The organism is Chitinophagaceae bacterium, from assembly GCA_016710165.1.
GTDB lineage: Bacteria > Bacteroidota > Bacteroidia > Chitinophagales > Chitinophagaceae > Ferruginibacter.
In genome coordinates, this window is record JADJLJ010000001.1 from 1,982,010 (window position 1) to 2,002,273 (window position 20,264).

Here is a 20,264-nt window from a genome sequence, read left to right on the forward strand (position 1 = left end):
ATCAAAGGAGAGAACTTGCTGAGAATAAAGGAGCCCCAAAATATGGGGCTCCTGTTAAACAAACTGTGATCATTTTAATATCCAAATATCTCTTCCAGGCTGAGCTTCTTCACTTCTCCATACTTCTTCATCTGTTCCTCCGGTAATTTCTTCTCAGAAGCTACAATGCAATATGTGTAGGGCTTGTTCGCAATATTCTCGCTGTGGAATTGTTTCAGTTCGGTATAGCCGATCTTATCAACCGCCGCGTATGTTTTTTTACGGATGTCTTCATTCATTCCTTTCTGCTGTGCGGTAAGATAGTTGAAGATGATCCCGTCCTGCGTGATGCGCTCGGTCTCAATATCCTTCTTGATGCCTGCACGGGCAAACTTGATGTTCTCTTCCACGTTGGGCAATTCGTTCAGCAGTTCGTTCATCGCCACAACGGATTCATTGAATTTGTCTGCCTGGCAGCCTACATAAGCCAGCGTATAGAACGGGTCCTCCTTCTTATCTGGCTTGGCATAAAAAGCGAAGGTTGAATACGCCAGCGCTTTAGACTCCCGGATGGTCTGGAATACAAGGGCGCCCATGCCACCGCCAAAGTAATTATTGAAGATATCGATCACCGGTTCTTTGTCTGCACTGTATATACCGGTATTTCTCACCCAGCGTATTTCCGACTGAACCATGTTGTAATCCGCAAATAATACCTGGTTGTTTGTCTGCGTAGCCGGCGTGAATCTCATTTTATCACCTGCGGCTTTAAAAGTTGCCGGTACAGTATGAATGGCTTTCAATCCTGCAGTCAGCTGTGTCAGCGGTTGCGGACCATAATAAAGAATTTTGTGCGCATAACTGTTCAGGTCGTGCAAAATACCGACCAGCTCTTCGGCCGTGGTGTTTTTCAGTTCTTCATCGGTCAGCACATAGTTGAATGGGTTCTTACTGCCAAACCGTGCATAACTGACCAGTCCGTTCATAATAGCGCCTTTATTGGCTTTGGCATCTGTTCTTGACTTGGTTAATCTTGCCTTTAATGACTTCAATGCATTTTCATCCCCCTTACAGTTCTTTAAAACATCTTCAAACAGTTTAACGGCTGTAGGGAAGTTTTCCTGCAGGCCTTCGATCATTACAGTGGTATACTCAGCGGTAGCGCTCACATTAAAGCTGCAGGCAATTTTATAGAATGCCTTGGTGATGTCCTCTGCACTCATTTTATCCGTTCCCAGGAACTGCAGGTACTGTGCGGCCAGGCTCAGTTTTTTATTATTCCAGGTACCCATATTAAAGCGGTAGCGCAGGCGGAAGATACTGTTGTCTTTGTTCTGTACATACAATACTTCTGCAGGGCCGAAGGAGGTCTTTTGCAAGTCCCTGTTATAATCCAGCCAAACGGGTTTTACCGGGGTGGCAGGCATGTTGTTCACTTGTTTCACAAAACCGGATTGCGCATCCCGGTTTGTTTCCACCGGGGTAATAGGTGGTTTTTCAACCTTCACAATATTCTTGTCCTCGCCCTTCCGCTTTAAGATACATACATAGTTATCGCCGAAATATTTATTGGCAAAGGCAACAATGTCTTTCTTGGTGAGTTTGGAAAGCATATCGGTATAGGCCACCTGCTCTTTCCAGTCAAGCTCCGATGTAAATGCACTCATCAGGTCGTTTGCCCTTGAGCCATACGATTCTGTAGCCAGTATCTTATTCTTCTTTTGATTGTTGATGATGGAAGTAATGAGGTTATCATCAAAATTCCCTTTCTTCAGGTTTTCGATCTCCCCCAGCATCAGCGCTTTCACGTCTTCCAGCGACTGGCCCAATGTAGGCCTTCCCTGCATATACATGATGCCATAGTCGATCAGGGTGAATACAGATGCAGAAGCGCCCAGCAGCTTTTGTTTCTTTACCAGGTTCAGATCCATCAAACCGGCCTTGCCGTTGGTGAGTATCTGTCCAACCAGGTCGGCCAGCAATACGTCTTTTGATCTGTTACCCGGCAGCCTGAAGCCGATGGTTACGCTTTCCGCGTCAGGTCCAACCAGTTCTGTCAGTATGGGCGATGCGATCGGTTGCTCCGGCTGAAACGTATATTTAGGCACCGCTTTATTCTGCATATAAGAGAAAGTGACATCGATCTTTCTGATCATCTCATCCGGGTTAAAATCACCACTCATAATCACTCCCATGTTATTGGGTACATAATAGGTGTTGAAATATTTCCGTATCTCCACCAGCGAAGGGTTCTTCAGGTGGTCAATGGTGCCAATAGTTGTTTGCAATCCATAATTATGGTTCTTGAACAATTCGGCAAACAATTTTTCAAACACCCTTCTTCCGTCACTATCCAGCCCGCGGTTCTTTTCTTCATACACGGCTTCCAGTTCGGTATGAAAGATCCGCAGGATGGGATTCCGGAAACGCTCTCCCTGTACTGCCAGGTATTTGTCAATAGCATTGGCAGGCACGTCATCCGTGTAGACCGTTTGTTCAAATGATGTAAAAGCATTGGTACCCTGTGCGCCCATGGAAGACATCATCTTATCGTATTCATTGGCAATGCCGTACCTGGAGGCAACGCCGGATACCGAATCGATCTGCTGATAAATGGCCTTGCGTTTTTCAACATCCGTTGTCTTGTTATACTGTTCATACAAAGCATCTATTTTATCCAGCTCAGGTTTTTCTTTGGCCCAGTCCAATGAACCGAATTTATCCGTTCCTTTAAAAAGCATGTGCTCCAGGTAGTGGGCAAGGCCTGTATTGGTTGACGGATCCGTTTTACTCCCTGCCTTGGTGGCTATATAGCATTGTACCCGTGGATCCTTATTGGTAGGACTTAAAATAACGGTAAGTCCGTTCTTTAAGGTGTAAAATCTTGCTTTGGCAGGATCATTACTCACATATTTGTATGTGTATCCGCCGGAAGCAGCCGTTTTCCATTCATAGTTGCCGGTTTGTGCATAGCTGAACACGGCGGTAAATGCCAGCGCTACAAATAAGAATGTTCTGATAGATCGCATAGAAACTGATTTAAAATTAGTGGAGTGTAAAATTACAGGTATTGGACAAGCAATTATTTACCGTTCACAAAATTTTTACATTTACTTTTGGCAAAATCCCGGCAGGCAGATATGAAACGATTCTTTAAGATCCTCATCCGTACGGCCCTTGTGCTGTTCATCCTGGTAAATGTGATCGTGGCCTTTCATGCCTGGAAGTTCACCCATTTTTATGATGCCGGGAGCATCCGGGTAAAGCCCATGGAAGAAAAGACCGGGTGGGACAAGACCAAAGAGATCCTGTTTGGCATCAACGCCGTGAAGCAGGTAAATATGCCTGCGGCCGATTCCGCCTTCCAGGCTGTTTATTTAAAAACTGCCGACGGCCTTAAACTGGAAGGCTGGTATATTAAAGCCCCCAAGGCAGTCGGCACCGTTTGCCTTTTTCACGGGCATGGCGGTAAAAAAAGTGGTACCAATGATGAAGCAGCCGCTTTCCGGAAACTGGGTTACAATACCCTTCAGTTAGACTTCAGGGCGCACGGCAGCAGTGGAGGAAATACATGCACCATTGGTTATGACGAAGTGGAAGATGTAAAACTGGCATATGATCACATTAAGAACAAGGGCGAAAGGAATATTGTGCTTTGGGGGATCTCCATGGGAGCAGCAACAATCACCAAAGCGGTTCATGATTACCAGTTACAGCCGCAAAAAATAATTCTCGAAATGCCATTCGGAACCATTGAAGATGCCGTAAAGGGGCGGTTGAAACTGATGGGACTGCCGCCGCAACCCATTGCAACCTTACTTACCTTCTGGGGTGGCGCTGAGCATGGCTTCTGGGCATTTAGCATGAAACCGCAGGAATATGTAAAAGACATTCATTGCCCGGTATTGCTGCAATGGGGAAAGAACGACCCACGGGTTACCCAGGCTGAACAGGATATCTTATTCAGGAACATCCCGGGCAGCAATAAAAGATTTGTGGTGTACGAAACGGCCGACCACCAGAGTATTTGTACAAAAGAACCCGGAAAATGGGATGCCGAAATTGCCGCATTTTTAAAATGATCCACCCAAAAAAAATATCCATACTTGATTATACCTATGAGCTGCCGGCTGACCGGATAGCCCTCCATCCCCTGGCAGAAAGAGATGCATCAAAACTGCTGGTTTATCAAAGCGGGGTGGTCAAAGAAGATATTTATAAGAACATAGATCAATATCTTCCCCCGGGTTGTTTACTCATCTTTAACAATACCCGGGTGATCAATGCACGGGTTCTTTTTCAGAAAAGTACGGGTGGGATCATAGAGATATTTTTACTGGAGCCCTGGCATGCAGATCATACAACAGCCCTGTCTGCAACCGGTAAAATAAACTGGAAATGCATGATCGGTGGGGCAAGCAAGTGGAAGGAGAAAAATTTAAAATTAAAAATTAAAAATGTTGAATTAACGGCTTCGCTGATAGAAAAACTGCCGGATGCCTATGTAGTAGCGTTTACCTGGGAGCCGCCCGGGCTGAGTTTTGCAGAAGTGCTGGAACAATGCGGGGAGATCCCCTTGCCGCCATACATAAAAAGAAAAGCAGAGACGGGAGACGCCGAGCGCTATCAAACCATTTATGCCAAAGACGAAGGTTCTGTGGCGGCACCCACCGCAGGCCTGCATTTTACCAGCGAGATCTTTGATCGCCTGGCGGAAAAGAATATTCAGAAGGGCTTTGTTACCCTGCATGTGGGTGCCGGAACCTTTAAGCCCGTAAAGGCAGCAACCATGGAGGGCCATGAAATGCATGCGGAATGGATCGAAGTAAGTATCCAAACGATCGGGGATCTTTTACTCCTGGCTGATAAACCGGTTGTAGCCGTTGGCACCACATCACTCCGAACACTGGAAAGCCTGTACTGGATGGGGGTGAAGACCATTCTTGAGCCCGATGTAAAAGATCTGCAGCTTACCCAATGGGAAGTGTATGAAGAACCATTGGTCAATAGCAGGGTTCCTGCCGTGGAATCATTATCTTCTTTACAGAACTGGCTGAAGGTAAATAAGCAGGAAAGATTATTTACCCGGTCACAGATCCTGATAGCTCCCGGCTATACTTTTAAAATTGCCCATGCGGTCATTACCAATTTTCATCAACCGCAATCAACATTGCTCCTGTTGGTGGCTGCCGCCATTGGCAACGACTGGAGAATGCTTTATGAACATGCCCTGCAGCATGATTTCCGTTTTTTAAGCTATGGGGATGGAAGCCTTTTATTCATCAACAAATAAGATTACTTGCTTAGCTTTGCCTGCCTGATATTATAAAACATTCTTCCTTCATGTCACTAAAGAAAATAATACGCAGCCTTTTTGATAATACCGGCATTTACATCGGCAAAAGGCCTGTTTACAAAGGCAGGGCAAACTTCTGTATCGACGGGCTTCATTATGGCTTTTCATTTCCCTCTGCCAATTACACACCCTGGCAGGGTGATGCTGCATTCCTGAATATCTACAACCAGATAAAGGACAATACCCTGGTGGATATTTACCGCTGTTATGAACTCTGGCAGCTGGTGCATAAAGTACATGGGCTGAACCCGGGTGCGGCTATTCTTGAAGTGGGTGTATGGCGTGGCGGAACCGCAGGCATCATGTCGCAGCGGTTGACCGACCTGAAGAGTACGGCCACTTTGTACCTTGCCGATACGTTCAGTGGTGTGGCCAAGGCCGGCGCCAACGACAGTTTTTATACCGGCGGTGAACACAGCGACACCAGCCAGCAGATTGTGGAAGATGTTTTAAAGAATAAAAGCCGTTACCCGCATTATAAGATCCTGAAAGGTATTTTTCCCGAAGACACAGCCAATGAAATTCCTGCAGGTGAGCCCTTTGGTTTATGCCATATTGATGTGGATGTTTATGATTCGGCCAAAGACATCCTGGAATGGGTTTGGAGCAAACTCATCACAGGGGGGGTTGTTGTTTTTGACGACTATGGATTCCATTCCTGTACCGGGGTGGCAAAACTGGTAGAAGAATACAGGAACAGGCCGGACCGGCATATCATTCATAACCTGAACGGGCATGCCATCATGATCAAACTGAATTAACGGGAAACCTTTACTGCTGGATGGTTACGGGTGTACCTACGGGTATATAACTAAACAGGTCTTTCATCTCGGTGTATTTGACCGAAACACATCCATCCGTCCAGTTATAAAAATTATCTATCGTCCATTCTTCCTGCGGACGGGTGGCATGTATGGCAATGCCTCCTCCTATTTTGGCTGTCCGGGGTATCAGGCCCCGTGATTTTCTTTCTTTGAACCGCTGGTAACTGATGTCATTCGGGTAATCAAGCAATAACTCAGGCCCCCATTTGGGGTGAATTTTCTTGAGGATAACCTTAAAGCTTCCATCCGGCGTCCGCTTATCACCTTCCTTCATCTTATCGCTCAAGTCCTTGCTGCCGAAAACGATGGGGTAAGTAGCATACCAGCCCTCATCGTCATAGACTTTCAACTCGTAATCACTTTTGTCCACAATGATGTAATAAGGATTTTCAATGCTGTCTTTTACAGCAGGTTTTGCTGCTTTTGCTACCGGGGCCTTTTTAGCAACCGTTCTCTTCTTTTTTACCGGCGGAATAAAGGATAGGGCCGCCGCCATTACGCCGCCTAAAATGACAAATTGAAAAAATTTAGAACCCCTCATTGAAAAATAATTTTTCTACTAATCTCAAACGATGTGCCACATAAAAATATTTTAATCTGGGGAAAAACATTAACAAAAATTAATAAATGTGGAAAAAAAACTTCCGGCCCGGGCCGGAAGCAGTATGATGAACCCACCCCTCGCCACCGGGGGTAAAACCTTCCCGATAGCTGCGGGAGCAACGGAATGAGTGAGGGCGTATTTTACCAGTTGCTGAACCGTAACCCGATCGTATAAGGCCTGATGTCAAGCGCCCTTTTATACATGGAGTTGGGGCTGTATGATCCGTAAATCCGGATAGGACCCAGTCCCAGTTCTGCCACATAGGAAAACTTAAATCGTTCCAGGTCATACTCGCCTTTGTTGATCCACTTACCTCTTTCGTCGCTTTTTTGTTTGTTACGCTGGCTGTACAGGTAGCCGGCACTCACCCCCACACTCACGCTCACTCCTTTATTATTATGGGCAGGGTGGGTCGCAAAATTCAGCATCAGCGGAACAGTCAGGTAATCAGCTGCCAGTTTATTCTTTGAGAATGAGACCGAATCCCTGAAAATGAATGGATCACTGGTAATGGCCGGCAGGTTGCCATAAGGTACCTGTCCGCCTTCCCTGTAACTGATGCTTGATTTATAACGGTAATTATTCAGTTCAATGCCCAAACCATATTTCAGGTTTACATGATGTTTGACCAGGTTAAGCCTTTGCATGAACAGCCAGATATTTACATTGACGCTCTTGCCGGCACGAAGCTTGAAATCGCTTTTACCCAATGCAGGATAACCCGGCCTGTCAACCAGGTAACCACCCATGTTGCCGCTGTAATTGGTCTTGTCATCATAATTACTGAAACCCAGGTCCAGTATACCCCAGTTGGTACTTACGTTGCGTAATTTCCTGGGCGAATGATCTCTTTTCATTTTCATTCTTTTTTCTCCGCCGCTGTTTGTCTTCCCTTCTTTAACAATGATCATACCTCCTACGCGGATGGTGTCTTTTTTTTCCTGTGCCGATACGGTCAATGCGTTCAAGCAAATAATTGCCATTGCTAATAGTAACGTTAGCCTTTTCATTTGTTCTTTTTTTAAGTGATTATTTTAATGCGATCTCGAAGCCGGCTACTTTCAGTCCGTCGCCGGTCTTTACGTTGGTGGTACGTTCCAAAGCCCTTTTTGCCTTGCGTATGAATCCACCCAACTTTGTTCTTTTCACTTTCTCTTCATCCATGTAAAGAAAGCGGTCGTTGTTATTATTCTCATCCGTATAAACTACCGGAATGGCAGCAGCTATTGGATCAGCAGCGCTTTTATTGATATCAGTCAAAACCGGATTGGTTTTAACTACAACAGCATTCACCCCGGAAGTGTTGATGTTGTTCATTTCAGGTGTTACGTTTGTCACAGCATATTCGTTACGGTCCTGCCTGTTAATATTTTCAAAATACGGCTTGGGTAGATTGTTGTTTGGCTTTTCGTTTTTATTCTCTGCTGCTATTGTGTTTTGCTGGCTGTTGTTGCCCTGTTTATTATTCTTCCCGGTAGCCTGGTCTGCATTTGTAACAACCTGCGCTTTTATATTTTCCGGCGCTTCCATGGAGGCCACATTTTGAGGCTGCTGCTCATCACCTGGCTGGCTTTTCACCTCAGCCCTGTTTTCTGCAGTGCTGTTCTTTATTTCTCCGGGAGCCGGGTTGTTTGCTTTTGCAATTCCACCCTCCGTGCCTGTTGTTGTATTGAAATTATTGTTATAAACTGCCACCCCGGTCCACAACCCCAGGCCCAGCAGAACAGCCGCTGCTGCTGCGGTCCTCCACCATCTTATCCCAACCACCCTGCCGCCTTCTGTTCGGTATAAGGACCTTTTATCGTTAAATACCACCGAATCATCCGGTCGTATTTTTGTCTGCCTTAAAATATTCCATTCAGCCGCGGCAATCTTATCCGTTGCCAGCATTGCTTCCACTGTTTTTTTATCAGCAGGAGACAATTCATCATCGGCATACAGGAGGAGATTTTCCTGGAGGGCAGAAACACCATCTTCCATATACAACCAGTCCTTCTTATCGAGCACTGCATCATCCGCTTTCAAAACAGTTCCCTGCAAGGCCGATAATTCCACCTGCAGGTCGGGGTTTTCCTGCACAAATACTTCAACAGCTTTTCGCTCTGCGGCAGACAATTCCTTGTCTACATACAGCAGGAAGAACTCTTCGTAATTATGGCGGTTTATGTTCATTCTCTTTAAATATTCATTCTCCCAAGTTTCTCCGCCAGCTGGCGGGGGCGGAGGGGGTTAAATAACGTTCTCAGGACTCACAATGTACTCCCTCAATTGCAACCTTGCCCGGTGTAAGTACACTTTTACCTGGCTCTCATTCAGCCCGGTTATCTGCCCGATCTCTTCATAACTGTACCCCTCATAATCTTTCAGCATCACCAGGCTCCGTTGCTGTTCACTTAATTTGGCCAGGGCTTCATTCAAAACTCTTTTGGTGTCGTGTTTCTGGGATATTGCCCCTTTGGCATTATCAGTAAAGTCTTCTTTCAGGCTTATGCGTTTGCTTTTCCGCACATGGTCGATCATCTGGTTATAAGCGATCGTAAACAGGTAGCTCTTGCTCCGGTCATTCTCCACCTTTTCCCTGTTGATCCATAGTTTTTCATATGCCCCCTGCACCACATCCTTGGCGTCCTCAGTATGCCCCAGATTCTTGAGGATAAAGCGGTACACATTGTCTGCATACAGGTTTACGCATTCATTATATTCTCTCTCCGTCATAAAGCTTTGGGGCGGTTAAATTAGTTCCTGTTGGGTTGTTTTAAGTATTATACGAAGTTGGGTAATAAAATGTTACAGCCGAAGGGAAAAAAGTTAATTTTTGCCTCATCCACCCCTTCTCCCCGGAGAAAAGGGGTGGCACAATCAACATAACCAACCATTATTTCTGCCAAATCAATAGAAAAACAAAGATTGGCAATTATTCACAGGCTCCATTTTTCGCTCCAATCTTCCAGTTCCCTCTCCGCCAGCTGGCGGAGAGGGGTTGGGGTGAGGTCGGGTATTTTAGCCTATTTTTGCCCCACCTAATAATTCTATATATATATGAACGAGAAATTTGTAGCCCGGATATCCGCAGAACTGAAGGAAATAGAAGCCGCCGGCCTTTTAAAGAAAGAACGCATCATCAGCAGCGAACAGGGTGCCGAGATCATCGTAAGCGGCAAGACCGTACTGAACTTCTGTGCCAATAACTACCTGGGACTTTCCTCCCACCCCAAAGTGATTGCTGCCGCCAAAAAATACATTGATATACGTGGGTATGGCATGAGCAGTGTCCGTTTCATCTGCGGCACACAGGATATCCATAAGGAACTGGAAAAAAAACTGGCCGATTTCCTGGGAACAGAAGATACCATTCTGTACGCTGCTGCCTTTGACGCCAATGGCGGTGTGTTTGAACCGTTGTTTGGAGAGGAAGATGCCATCATCTCCGACGCACTCAACCATGCATCCATCATTGACGGGGTTCGTTTGTGCAAAGCACAGCGATACCGCTATGAGCATAACAATATGGAAGACCTGGAAGCAAAACTTAAAGATGCGGCCCACCTGCGCAGCCGGATCATTGTAACCGACGGAAGCTTCAGTATGGATGGCACCATTGCCCGGCTGGATAAGATATGCGACCTGGCGGATAAATACGATGCCATCGTAATGATCGATGAATGCCACAGCAGTGGATTCTTGGGCAAGACCGGCCGGGGAACGCATGAATACCATGGCGTAATGGGACGGATCGACATCATCACCGGTACATTAGGCAAAGCACTCGGTGGTGCAAGCGGAGGTTTCACCAGCGGACGAAAAGAGATCATTGAAATGCTGCGCCAAAGAAGCCGTCCTTATTTATTCAGCAATACGCTGGCACCAAGTATCGTGGGCGCATCCATTGCGGTGCTGGATATGCTGAGCGAAACAACCGAATTGCGTGACAGGCTGGAACAGAACACCAAATACTTCCGTAATAAAATGACCGAAGCCGGTTTTGATATAAAGCCCGGCGACCATCCCATCGTTCCCATCATGTTATACGATGCGGTACTTGCACAAACATTTGCAGCCAAACTATTGGATGAAGGAATCTATGTGATCGGGTTCTTCTTCCCCGTGGTGGCAAAGGGACAGGCAAGGATACGGGTGCAGTTAAGTGCAGCGCACAGCCAGCGGCACCTGGATAAAGCGATCGAAGCATTCACTAAGATCGGGAAGGAATTAGGTGTAATTAAATAATCGCAAATGTCAGAACAATCTCAAACCTTCATAGCCAAAAGCACCGTTAAAGCGGCCGACCTGGAGCACCGGCGTAAGATCAATTTCAATATTGGTAAATACAATGCGGTGGTACCGAAGGGAAAGGAACAATTTGCCAATGTGCACCTGGCCAGGGAACGGGCCAAGAACCTGAAATGGCGTGCCATTGAAACACTGGACCAGCAACTGGAAGAATTTGAACTCAATTTTACCAGGCGGGGCGGCAAAGTGATATGGGCCGAGAACGGTGAGCAGGCCATTGAAGAAATATTGAAGATATGCCGGGAGAAGAATTGCAGGTCGCTGGTTAAGAGCAAGAGCATGGTGACCGAAGAGATCCACCTGAACGATGCCCTGGAAAAGAACGGCATTGAAAGCATTGAAACCGACCTCGGCGAATATATCCAGCAATTAGACGGAGAACCACCTTACCATATTGTGACCCCGGCCATGCACAAGAGCAAGGAAGATGTGGCCCGGCTCTTCAATAAAAAATTAGGCACCCCCATTAATTTCACCCCTGAACAACTGACGTTGAAAGCAAGGGAAGTGTTACGGGAGAAATATGTGCAGGCCGAAGTGGGTGTTACCGGAGCCAACTTTCTCATCAGCGATATCGGCGGTATTGCCGTTACCGAAAATGAAGGCAATGCAAGACTGAGCTGTGCTTTTCCAAAAACCCATATAGCCATTGTGGGTATTGAAAAGATGATCCCCTCCATAACGGATCTTGGTTTATTCTGGCCCTTACTCTCCACGTTTGGTACCGGGCAGAAGATCACCGTGTATAATACCATCATTACCGGGCCAAGGCAGGAGAATGAAACAGATGGACCGGAAGAAATGTATGTGATACTTTTAGACAACGGCCGCACCAACATTCTGCAAAACCCAAAACAACGGGAAAGCCTGTACTGCATACGCTGCGGCGCCTGCCTGAATGCATGTCCCGTTTATAAGAACATAGGCGGCCATGCCTATGGCGTTACTTACAGCGGCCCCATCGGCAGCGTGATCACACCGCACCTGCAGGGCATGGATGAATTCAAACATTTAAGTTATGCTTCATCCCTTTGTGGCAATTGCACGGAGGTTTGTGCCGTAAAGATCAATTTGCATGAACTGCTGCTGGAGAACCGGTACGAATCCGTGGAAGAAGGATTGACCAGCTTCACCGAAAAGATGGCCTGGAAAGCATGGCGTATTGCCAGCCTGAAAAGAGGCCTGATGAACCTGGGAAGCGGTAGCCTGAAGAACAAAGTGGTGAATGGGATGTTCAAAGGCTGGAAAGAAAACCGCAGCGACCTGAACTTCAGCCAAAAGACCTTTAACCAGATGTGGAAAGAGCGGTACAAAAAATAAAATCTTTCATTTGTGTTTGGTGAGGATCGTGGCCGGTGAGGACACCGGCCACGGAGGACCGCCGTGGTTGGTGTCCTCACCAACCACTCCCGGTGCTGGTCGCCGTGGCTGCTGTTCCATCGGTCACTCCTGGTAAATCATGAATTAGCCCACTCTGCCGGAACTTTTTTCTTTTGTGTAAGAATGGTATTGATCTGTTCCCGTATTACCTCGCCAAGGCTGCAGTATATCTGCTCTTCGCCGTGGCCGGTGTCCTCACCGGCCACTCCTGGTAAATTATGAATTAGCCCACTGTGCCGGAACTTTTTTCTTTTGTGCAGGAATGGTATTGATCTGTTCCCATATTACCTCGCCAAGGCTGCAGTATATCTGCTCTTCGCCGTGGCCGGTGTCCTCACCGGCCAATCCTGGTAAATCATGAATTAGCCCACTGTGCCGGAACTTTTTTCTTTTATGCAGGAATGGTATTGATCTGTTCCCATATTACCTCGCAAAGGCTGCAGTATATCTGCTCTTCGCCGTGGCCGGTGTCCTCACCGGCCACTCCCGGTAAATCATGAATTAGCCCACTGTGCCGGAACTTTTTTATTTTGTGCAGGAATGGTATTGATCTATTCTCATATTACATCGCCGAGGCTGCAGTATATCTGTCATTTTATTTTTAAAGAATTGATGGAAGTTGATTTTTCAATAACCATCGACCCGGAGGAATTCAGGAACTACCAGGGCGTAAAGATCAATTACAGTGATGCGGATATTCATTCCGCCGGGGGCGTGAACGCATTTAATATACAAGGCAACAGTTTATTGTTTGATGAGATAATCATCCGGCAGGAGGTCATCTGCTTTGAGGTGAATGGCAGCAAAGCCTTTTTCAGAACACATAATTCGGATCTTCCCTTCGATATTTTTGCGGCTTCCTTTTACCTGCTCACCCGGTATGAAGAATACCTGCCGCATGAAAAAGACATGTACGGAAGGTATGCCCACCAGAATTCACTGGCTTTTAAAGAAGGTTTCCTGGACATGCCATTGATCAATATCTGGGTGAAGGCGTTTGCAGAAAAACTAAAGGAGAAATTTTCAATATTCAATGCGCAGTTTACGAATTTCCGTTTTCAACCAACCTATGATATTGACATAGCTTATTCGTACAGGCACAAGGGCCTGCTGAGAAATATCGGTGGTTTCATCAAATCCCCTTCGGCAGAAAGAATACGTGTACTGGCCAGATCGGTGCAGGACCCTTTTGATTCCTATGAATGGCTGCACCGGTTACACCAGCGTTATCATTTGCAACCGATTTATTTCTTCCTGGTTGCAGAAAAGAATGGCCAATACGATAAGAATATCCTCCCGCATAAAGATGCCGTCTGGAAGCTGGTAAAGCAACATGCAAAAAAATATTCCATCGGCCTGCATCCTTCCTGGCAAAGCGGGGATACTCCTTCCCTCCTAAAAAAAGAAAAGGAACTGCTGGAAGCCATGGCCGATGGCGGTCGGGGCGCTTCCAGCGACCTGAACGCCATCAGCAGGTCACGCCAGCATTATATCCGTTTTAACCTCCCGGGGGAGTACCGTAAACTGGTTGAAGCAGGGATCACCGACGATCACTCCATGGGCTATGGCAGCATCAACGGGTTCAGGGCCTCCGTTGCATCATCCTTTTACTGGTACGACCTGGAGAAGGAAGAGCAGACTGAATTGAGGGTTCATCCCTTTTGTTTCATGGATGCCAATGCGTATTACGAACAAAAGCAATCGGTCCGGCAAACGGCTGATGAACTGCTGCACTATTCATCCGTTTGCAAAGAAGTGAATGGCACCCTTACCAGTATCTGGCATAATAATTTTTTAGGTACCGCAAAGGAGTTTACCGGGTGGAAAGAATTGTATGAAAAATTCATAGCTCTGGCTCAGCAATGATCTTCTCCCGGTTGCGCTTTATGCTGTAATTCACCAGGAACACCCCGATCAGGGTTACAATGGCCCCCACAGGATATTCATGGTTAGCTTCTCATCCAGCACAATGGCGGCGGTTACCATGGCCACCAGCGGGTTGATATACGCATATAAAGAAGACAATGCAGCGGGCAGTTTTTTCATGGAATAGATGAATGCAACAAATGCCAGTAAAGAACCGGCCAGCACCAGGTATGTGATGGCCACCCAGGACCTGGTTGTTATATTTTGCAGGGCAACAGCCGGTTGAAACAGGTTTGCAACCACAAAAAGTATCGCCGAACTGATAAGCATTTGCCAGCCGGTGGCATAATAGGGATTCATGTTCAGTTTATTCCGTACAATGAAAATGGTACCCACACTCCACGACAGCATGGCGATAACAGAAAGCAGCACACCAAATAAAAAACCCTCGGGGTGATGCTGAAATGCACTTTCGTAAAATACAATGCCGATGCCGGTTATGCCAAGCAACAACCCGATGAATGTAATGGTATTCAGGTTGCGGTTCCTGAAAAAAAGCATTTCAATGATAACTACACTCAACGGGTACAAGGCGCCTATTAAAGCGCTTAACCCTGTTGGGATATAATTCAGGCTCCAGGTGCTTAACCCGTTTGCCATCACAAACATCAGTATGGCCATCATCAGCAGCCAGCCAAACTGCTTACGGGTAGGGAACCCGATCTTTTTATAGAACAGGAAGAACAAAACAAAAAAGCTGCCCCCGAAAAACTGGCGGATGGAAGCCATCTGAAGGGCCGGCATATCTGTAACAGCAATCTTACTGGCAACCCAGGTGGTGCCCCACACTATGCTGGTAATGCTTAGTGCAAGATATCCCCCGGCCTTCCCTTTAGGTAAATTTTTGCTGATGTTCATTTACTTGCGGTACTTAATGTTTAAAATGACGGAGCCCTGTTATCACCATGGCCAGCCCATTGGCTTTGCAGTAATCAATTGAATCTTTATCACGGATGGATCCCCCGGGCTGAATAAAAGCACCGATGCCTGCTGCATGTGCGATCTTCACACAATCATCAAAAGGGAAAAAGGCATCGCTTGCCAATACGGCGCCGTTCAGGTCAAAACTGAACTGCTTTGCTTTTTCCATCGACTGCCGCAATGAATCGATCCGGGATGTCTGACCACAACCCTTACCGATCAGCTGTTTGTTTTTCACCAGCGCAATGGCATTGCTCTTTAAATGCTTGCAGACAATATTGGAAAATACCAGGTCCTCTTTTTCTTTTGCAGATGTTTCTCTTCCTCCCGCTTCTTTCCATTCGGTATAATTGCCCAGGTCCGTTCCCTGTACCAATACCCCGTTTAAAACAGACCTGTACTGATCCGCATTTGCAGAATGTTTTTTCTGCTGCAGTAATATCCTGTTCTTTTTTGACCGGAGGATCTTCAATGCCTCTTCATCATAAGCCGGGGCGATCAGTACTTCAAAAAATATTTCATTGATGGCATCGGCGGTTGCTTTATCAACAGCCGCATTACAAACCAGCACACCGCCAAAGGCGCTTTCCGGGTCTCCGGCCAGGGCGGCATCCCAGGCTTCTTTTACCGTTTTCCTTGCTGCAATGCCACACACATTGGTATGCTTGATGATGGCAAAAACGGTTTCCTTAAATTCTGCAATGATCTGCACCGCAGCATCCACATCCACTAAATTATTATACGAAAGCTCCTTGCCATTCAGCTGGTTGAACAATTCATCGAGGTTGCCATAGAAAACACCCTGCTGGTGTGGGTTTTCGCCATAGCGCAGGATCGTCTTCTGCTTATTAAAGGGATCGATGAACCCGGTGCTGTTAAAATAATTGGAGATGGCAATATCATAGCCGGTACAAACATCGAATGCTTTAATGGCAAACATGCGGCGCTGCGCAAGCGTTGTTTCCCCGTTTTGGGTATTCAATATTTCTTCCAGCAGCGCATAATCCTTTTTTGCTGCAACCACTGTAACAGCAGCATGGTTCTTTGCTGCAGCCCGTATCATGGATGGGCCGCCGATATCGATCTTCTCAATGATGAGTTTTTCGGCCTCCTCCTGACCTCCTCCAAAAGAGGAGGAAGAAACCTGCGCTACTGTTTCTTCAAACGGGTAGAGATCAACGATCACCAGGTCGATCTCCGGAATTTTGTATTGTTCCATCTCAGCCACATGCTGCGCATCATCCCGTTTACCCAATATTCCCCCAAAAACAGAAGGATGCAATGTTTTAACACGGCCCCCTAAAATAGACGGGTAGGTTGTTAATGATTCAACCGGCACACAGGGCACCTGGAGATCTTCAATGAATTTTTGTGTTCCGCCGGTGGAATAAATGGTTACCCCCAACCGGTTCAGCTGCTGTACAATATTCTCCAGTCCATCTTTATAAAAAACGGAAATAAGCGCCGACTGAATTTTCTTCTGCATGTGTGGTGATTGAAGTGAATTGCCCCGAAAATCTGGGCCTGTAAATCAATTTCAGCGGCAAATTTATGGTATTTTGATCTCCCGGGGGGGTCATTGTTGAGGCCGGTAGTGTATCAGTTTGAAAAAATAAATGTCAGCCTGAGCCTGTCGAAGGCGGTTTATCAGTACGATCAGCTTCGACATCCCGATAGCTATCGGGACAGCCTGACAGGATTTGTGGTTTAAAATTTTCAAACTGATACACTACCTGCGGCCTGAACCCTGTCGGCAGAAAAAGATCCTGTTGATCATAAACAGGAATCAATGCGTGGAGAAAGAAATCTGGGCCCTTGAATTACGCAGTATTTCCTGTGGATTATTCCCGGCATTCAACGGTCTTGTATTACCCAGTCCTTTAACAAAGTCGATCCGTGACAGATCAACATGGCGGGACAAAAGGTAGTTCTTAACGATCAGGGCCCTTTCTGTTGACAGGCGTTCGCAGACCTGGCTGATGCCTTCGGTTTTGTATGCATGCCCTTCAATGGAAATGGTCAGAGAGGGATCTCCGCTTAAAATATTTATAACACTATCCAATACCTTATAGCTTGTTGTAAAAAGGTTCGACTGCAGTGGTTCAAACGGTACAACCACAAAACCCCTGTTGGGACAACCGTCTTTATCTATGTAGCCAAACTCATCCGGGCATTTATCGTTGGTATCAGCAATCCCATCTCCATCCCGGTCGGCGATGATGATCTTTTCAGGCAGTGCAGGATAATTGAGTGTGATCTCGGCCCGGCAGTTTATCTTAAAACCATCCTTGTCGGTACCCTGGTATAAGGATTTTGTTTTACCATGGCCTGTTACAGAAATGATCTTGGTATTGTCCACCCCCCTTCCCAGTATATATGTTTGAATGAATAATGCCCGGTTAAGGGAGAGATAATAGCAGATGGTATCGCTGCCTTCATCTTTATACGCATAGCCGTCGATGGAAATGGTAACTTCCTTGTTCTTTTTCAGGATGGCAATAACGCTGTCCAGCACATCAAACGTAAACGTATGATAGAGGGCCGATTGCTTATAGTCGAACCGTATCAATACCGTATCCCTGGTCTTACCGGGAATGGAATGGCCTGCCTTTACACCCTTAACAACAGTACCGGCTAAAAATGAGGAACAGCACGCAAACAACAACAAGATCACCAGCAGCCGGGTAGCATTCATTCTTAAAAATTTAATGACAGTGCAAATTTAGCTGCTCCCTGCCAAACGAAAAGTAATTTGGTCAAATTAACAGGAAATTAAAGATGCAACTTACATGCCAATATCCAGTATGAATGCACCCTGGCCTGGAATGGAATGGCCCTGTACATTCAGCGAACTGCACTCTTCCAGCCATTTTTCAATTTTCCAGGAAGGATTTGAAGCATCAAAAACAAATTGGCTGCAATTGAAAACAGCGGTTAGCTGTGAGATATGCAGCCGGGGATCTTTTGAGATGACAACAAGATCAACCTTTGGTTTTGGCTGAATGGGTACTGCCCGGAAGGATCCATTGATGACCACAACTCTCCTGTCAAAGAACTGGTAAAAGATCCCGCGGTGGAAAAGGTCATTCATCGGATCCACCCTTTTGTTCAGTTGCATGGATATTCTCCCGGGCTTCAGGTGAAAGTTCTGCAGGAGCCCGTCTTCGAGCAAAACACGGTCGCCGATGAACCGGTAGCGGGTGCCGCTGACAAAATCGATGGCCTGGTGCCGGGGTACATTGTAAACGATTATCTTTTGTTGCTTCCCTACCTGCCATTCATTATACGTGAGAATGGCAGTAAAAATCAAGAGGCAGATCAACCCGGACTTAAAAAGGTTTTTGTTTTTTGTCATCAGCCAGGCACTGAAACCTGTCACCACCGCATACAGCAGCCAGGTGGTAAGCGCCGTAGCCGGTATCTTATCCCATACCGCAAAGGGTAATTCATTTATCCGGAGAATGATCTTATTCATTACCCAAACCAAACCGGCCACCAGTTTACCAAGCCAGGCGCCTAAAAACGGCACCCAGGATAAAGCCACCAATGCGATCTCTGCATAGAGGATAATGGCGGACAACGGAACCGCAATGATGTTCGTAATGAGAAACAGATTCGGGAACTGGTGAAAATAATAAATACAGGCCGGGAATGTGAGCAGTTGTGCCGCCGTGGAAACCGCCATCAACTGCCAGACCTTATCCAGCCATTTATTTTTAACATAGAAACAATTGTAAAGGGGTCGTTGAAATACCACGATGCCAACTACGGCCAGGTACGACAGCTGAAAACCAACATCCCACAAATAATAGGGGTCGTAACAGAGCATTGCAAATGCTGATGCTGCCAGTGAACTGAATATGGATGATTGTTTTTCCATAAATGCCTTACCAAGTGCAATGAATGTGAACATGACCGCAGAACGTATGACCGAAGCAGCGCCCCCCGTGAGCAGGGAGAATAACCAAAGGCAGGTTAAGATCAAAATGGCCTGAACCCGTTTTGAGTCTTTAATAAAAGGCAGCCTGGCAAACAGCCAAACCAGCATCACGTATATCAACCCCAGGTGCATACCGGAAATAGCAATGATGTGCACCACGCCGGTATTGCTGTAAGCCTGCACCAGGTCCTTATCCAGGTCGTTGGTATAGCCGATCAGCAAGGCCTCGGCAATGCCCAGTTCATCGCGGTTGCTGCCGGGATGACCAGCCCCTACTCTTTTTCGTAAAACAGACAGCACATATTCCCTTGCATCAAAAATGAATTGTTGCAGCCGGCTGGCATGTTCACTTTTATCGTTTGTTTTAATCCAGTCCTTCTCCTTTAAAAAAACAGTATGAAAGGTCTGTTGAAAAGCAGCATAGCGCTGGTAGTTAAAAGCGCCGGGGTTACCGGAATTCTTTATGGGCTGAAGCGCTTTTTGAATCAGTATCCTGTCGCCATATTTCAGGTCATGCTCAAAACTGTCCTTTGAAAAATAAAGCAATAGTTTTCCTTTACACGGAATGAGATCATCCTTTCGCATAACTGCTTCCACAATGGCTTCTGCCTTAAAGGACCTGTTTTTCTCAACCAGTGGTTCGTCAAGGCGGACCAACAGGAGGCTCCCGTTCTGATACTGATTCCCATACCAACGCTTATCATGCCGGGTATCTTTCTGCCAGGTGATCAATAAACCAACGCCAACCAGCATCAGGTGAATGATAAAACCCTGCATCGGCTGAAATTTAAACCGCAGTGATACAGGAAGCAGGAAAAACAAAAGAAGGGCAAGGCTGAAGGAAATCAAAGCAACCAGGATCACCTGCAGGGAGATCTGCAACTGCCATTGGAGGAGAATGCCTGCAATGAATGGCAGCAGCAAACGCAATACAGGCGCTTTCTTCCAAACGGGTATGCCGTAAGTGGGGGACATGCGGCAAAATAAATACAGGTGTAAGGTTCCGCCACGATTTATTTCCCGTTAAAATATGTTTTTAGCCTG

The 20,264-nt window shown here is 46.4% G+C and carries 15 protein-coding genes; 6 read left to right on the forward strand and 9 right to left on the reverse strand.

The window, feature by feature from the left end; all coding sequences use genetic code 11:
- Nucleotides 1–74 precede the first annotated feature (74 nt).
- Nucleotides 75–3,008: an insulinase family protein gene (locus tag IPJ02_08630; protein ID MBK7375606.1), complete on the reverse strand. Its 2,934-nt coding sequence runs from the start codon at nt 3,006–3,008 to the stop codon at nt 75–77.
- A 111-nt stretch (nt 3,009–3,119) separates the two neighbouring features.
- Here IPJ02_08630 and IPJ02_08635 point away from each other — a divergent pair, with 111 nt between their 5' ends.
- The 3 genes from IPJ02_08635 to IPJ02_08645 are packed head-to-tail and all read left to right on the forward strand — an operon-like array spanning nt 3,120 to nt 6,096.
- A complete protein-coding gene (locus IPJ02_08635) occupies nt 3,120–4,061 on the forward strand; it encodes an alpha/beta hydrolase (GenBank protein MBK7375607.1) in 942 nt (313 codons plus the stop codon).
- Nucleotides 4,058–5,272 (forward strand): S-adenosylmethionine:tRNA ribosyltransferase-isomerase, encoded by a 1,215-nt coding sequence (locus IPJ02_08640; protein ID MBK7375608.1) that lies wholly within the window; start codon nt 4,058–4,060, stop codon nt 5,270–5,272. Before IPJ02_08635 ends, IPJ02_08640 begins: the two co-directional genes overlap by 4 nt.
- A 50-nt stretch (nt 5,273–5,322) precedes the next feature.
- Entirely contained in the window at nt 5,323–6,096 is a 774-nt protein-coding gene (locus IPJ02_08645) for a class I SAM-dependent methyltransferase (GenBank protein MBK7375609.1), read from the forward strand.
- 10 nt (nt 6,097–6,106) lie between these two features.
- On the opposite strand, the gene IPJ02_08650 is transcribed toward IPJ02_08645, so the two are convergent.
- From IPJ02_08650 to IPJ02_08665, 4 genes are all read right to left on the reverse strand, one after another.
- Nucleotides 6,107–6,700 (reverse strand): L,D-transpeptidase, encoded by a 594-nt coding sequence (locus IPJ02_08650; GenBank protein ID MBK7375610.1) that lies wholly within the window; start codon nt 6,698–6,700, stop codon nt 6,107–6,109.
- 203 nt (nt 6,701–6,903) lie between these two features.
- Nucleotides 6,904–7,746 carry an outer membrane beta-barrel protein gene (locus IPJ02_08655; protein ID MBK7375611.1) on the reverse strand — a complete coding sequence of 281 codons (843 nt, stop codon included), beginning with the start codon at nt 7,744–7,746 and terminating at the stop codon, nt 6,904–6,906.
- A gap of 46 nt (nt 7,747–7,792) precedes the next feature.
- Nucleotides 7,793–8,935 (reverse strand): hypothetical protein, encoded by a 1,143-nt coding sequence (locus IPJ02_08660; protein MBK7375612.1) that lies wholly within the window; start codon nt 8,933–8,935, stop codon nt 7,793–7,795.
- Nucleotides 8,936–8,992: 57 nt separating this feature from the next.
- Nucleotides 8,993–9,478 (reverse strand): RNA polymerase sigma factor, encoded by a 486-nt coding sequence (locus IPJ02_08665; GenBank protein MBK7375613.1) that lies wholly within the window; start codon nt 9,476–9,478, stop codon nt 8,993–8,995.
- Between the two features lie 324 nt (nt 9,479–9,802).
- Here IPJ02_08665 and kbl point away from each other — a divergent pair, with 324 nt between their 5' ends.
- The 3 genes from kbl to IPJ02_08680 all read left to right on the forward strand — a co-directional run bounded on the left by kbl (nt 9,803) and on the right by IPJ02_08680 (nt 14,299).
- The gene (kbl, locus tag IPJ02_08670; GenBank protein ID MBK7375614.1) at nt 9,803–10,990 is read left to right on the forward strand and encodes a glycine C-acetyltransferase; all 1,188 of its coding nucleotides are present in this window, start codon (nt 9,803–9,805) and stop codon (nt 10,988–10,990) included.
- A 6-nt stretch (nt 10,991–10,996) separates the two neighbouring features.
- Nucleotides 10,997–12,373: an iron-sulfur cluster-binding protein gene (locus tag IPJ02_08675; protein MBK7375615.1), complete on the forward strand. Its 1,377-nt coding sequence runs from the start codon at nt 10,997–10,999 to the stop codon at nt 12,371–12,373.
- Nucleotides 12,374–12,973: 600 nt separating this feature from the next.
- On the forward strand, nt 12,974–14,299 hold the full coding sequence (locus IPJ02_08680) for a hypothetical protein (GenBank protein MBK7375616.1): 1,326 nt from the start codon (nt 12,974–12,976) through the stop codon (nt 14,297–14,299).
- Between the two features lie 54 nt (nt 14,300–14,353).
- On the opposite strand, the gene IPJ02_08685 is transcribed toward IPJ02_08680, so the two are convergent.
- The 4 genes from IPJ02_08685 to IPJ02_08700 all read right to left on the reverse strand — a co-directional run bounded on the left by IPJ02_08685 (nt 14,354) and on the right by IPJ02_08700 (nt 20,195).
- Nucleotides 14,354–15,217 carry an EamA family transporter gene (locus tag IPJ02_08685; GenBank protein MBK7375617.1) on the reverse strand — a complete coding sequence of 288 codons (864 nt, stop codon included), beginning with the start codon at nt 15,215–15,217 and terminating at the stop codon, nt 14,354–14,356.
- A 13-nt stretch (nt 15,218–15,230) separates the two neighbouring features.
- Nucleotides 15,231–16,766, reverse strand: coding sequence for a bifunctional phosphoribosylaminoimidazolecarboxamide formyltransferase/IMP cyclohydrolase (purH, locus tag IPJ02_08690; GenBank protein ID MBK7375618.1), 1,536 nt, complete (start codon nt 16,764–16,766; stop codon nt 15,231–15,233).
- Nucleotides 16,767–17,066: 300 nt separating this feature from the next.
- Entirely contained in the window at nt 17,067–17,975 is a 909-nt protein-coding gene (locus IPJ02_08695; protein MBK7375619.1) for an OmpA family protein, read from the reverse strand.
- A gap of 90 nt (nt 17,976–18,065) precedes the next feature.
- Nucleotides 18,066–20,195, reverse strand: a complete 2,130-nt coding sequence (locus IPJ02_08700) for a ComEC family competence protein (protein ID MBK7375620.1) — start codon at nt 20,193–20,195, stop codon at nt 18,066–18,068.
- Between the last annotated feature and the right edge of the window lie 69 nt (nt 20,196–20,264).

Coding starts and splice junctions, on each gene's coding strand:
- IPJ02_08660 (MBK7375612.1), bottom strand. CDS start 8,935: ATGAACATAAACCGCCATAATTACGAAGAGTTCTTCCTGCTGTATGTA.
- IPJ02_08635 (MBK7375607.1), top strand. CDS start 3,120: ATGAAACGATTCTTTAAGATCCTCATCCGTACGGCCCTTGTGCTGTTC.
- kbl (MBK7375614.1), top strand. CDS start 9,803: ATGAACGAGAAATTTGTAGCCCGGATATCCGCAGAACTGAAGGAAATA.
- IPJ02_08675 (MBK7375615.1), top strand. CDS start 10,997: ATGTCAGAACAATCTCAAACCTTCATAGCCAAAAGCACCGTTAAAGCG.
- IPJ02_08650 (MBK7375610.1), bottom strand. CDS start 6,700: ATGAGGGGTTCTAAATTTTTTCAATTTGTCATTTTAGGCGGCGTAATG.
- IPJ02_08665 (MBK7375613.1), bottom strand. CDS start 9,478: ATGACGGAGAGAGAATATAATGAATGCGTAAACCTGTATGCAGACAAT.
- IPJ02_08695 (MBK7375619.1), bottom strand. CDS start 17,975: ATGAATGCTACCCGGCTGCTGGTGATCTTGTTGTTGTTTGCGTGCTGT.
- IPJ02_08630 (MBK7375606.1), bottom strand. CDS start 3,008: ATGCGATCTATCAGAACATTCTTATTTGTAGCGCTGGCATTTACCGCC.
- IPJ02_08645 (MBK7375609.1), top strand. CDS start 5,323: ATGTCACTAAAGAAAATAATACGCAGCCTTTTTGATAATACCGGCATT.
- IPJ02_08685 (MBK7375617.1), bottom strand. CDS start 15,217: ATGAACATCAGCAAAAATTTACCTAAAGGGAAGGCCGGGGGATATCTT.
- IPJ02_08655 (MBK7375611.1), bottom strand. CDS start 7,746: ATGGCAATTATTTGCTTGAACGCATTGACCGTATCGGCACAGGAAAAA.
- purH (MBK7375618.1), bottom strand. CDS start 16,766: ATGCAGAAGAAAATTCAGTCGGCGCTTATTTCCGTTTTTTATAAAGAT.
- IPJ02_08640 (MBK7375608.1), top strand. CDS start 4,058: ATGATCCACCCAAAAAAAATATCCATACTTGATTATACCTATGAGCTG.
- IPJ02_08680 (MBK7375616.1), top strand. CDS start 12,974: ATGGTATTGATCTATTCTCATATTACATCGCCGAGGCTGCAGTATATC.
- IPJ02_08700 (MBK7375620.1), bottom strand. CDS start 20,195: ATGTCCCCCACTTACGGCATACCCGTTTGGAAGAAAGCGCCTGTATTG.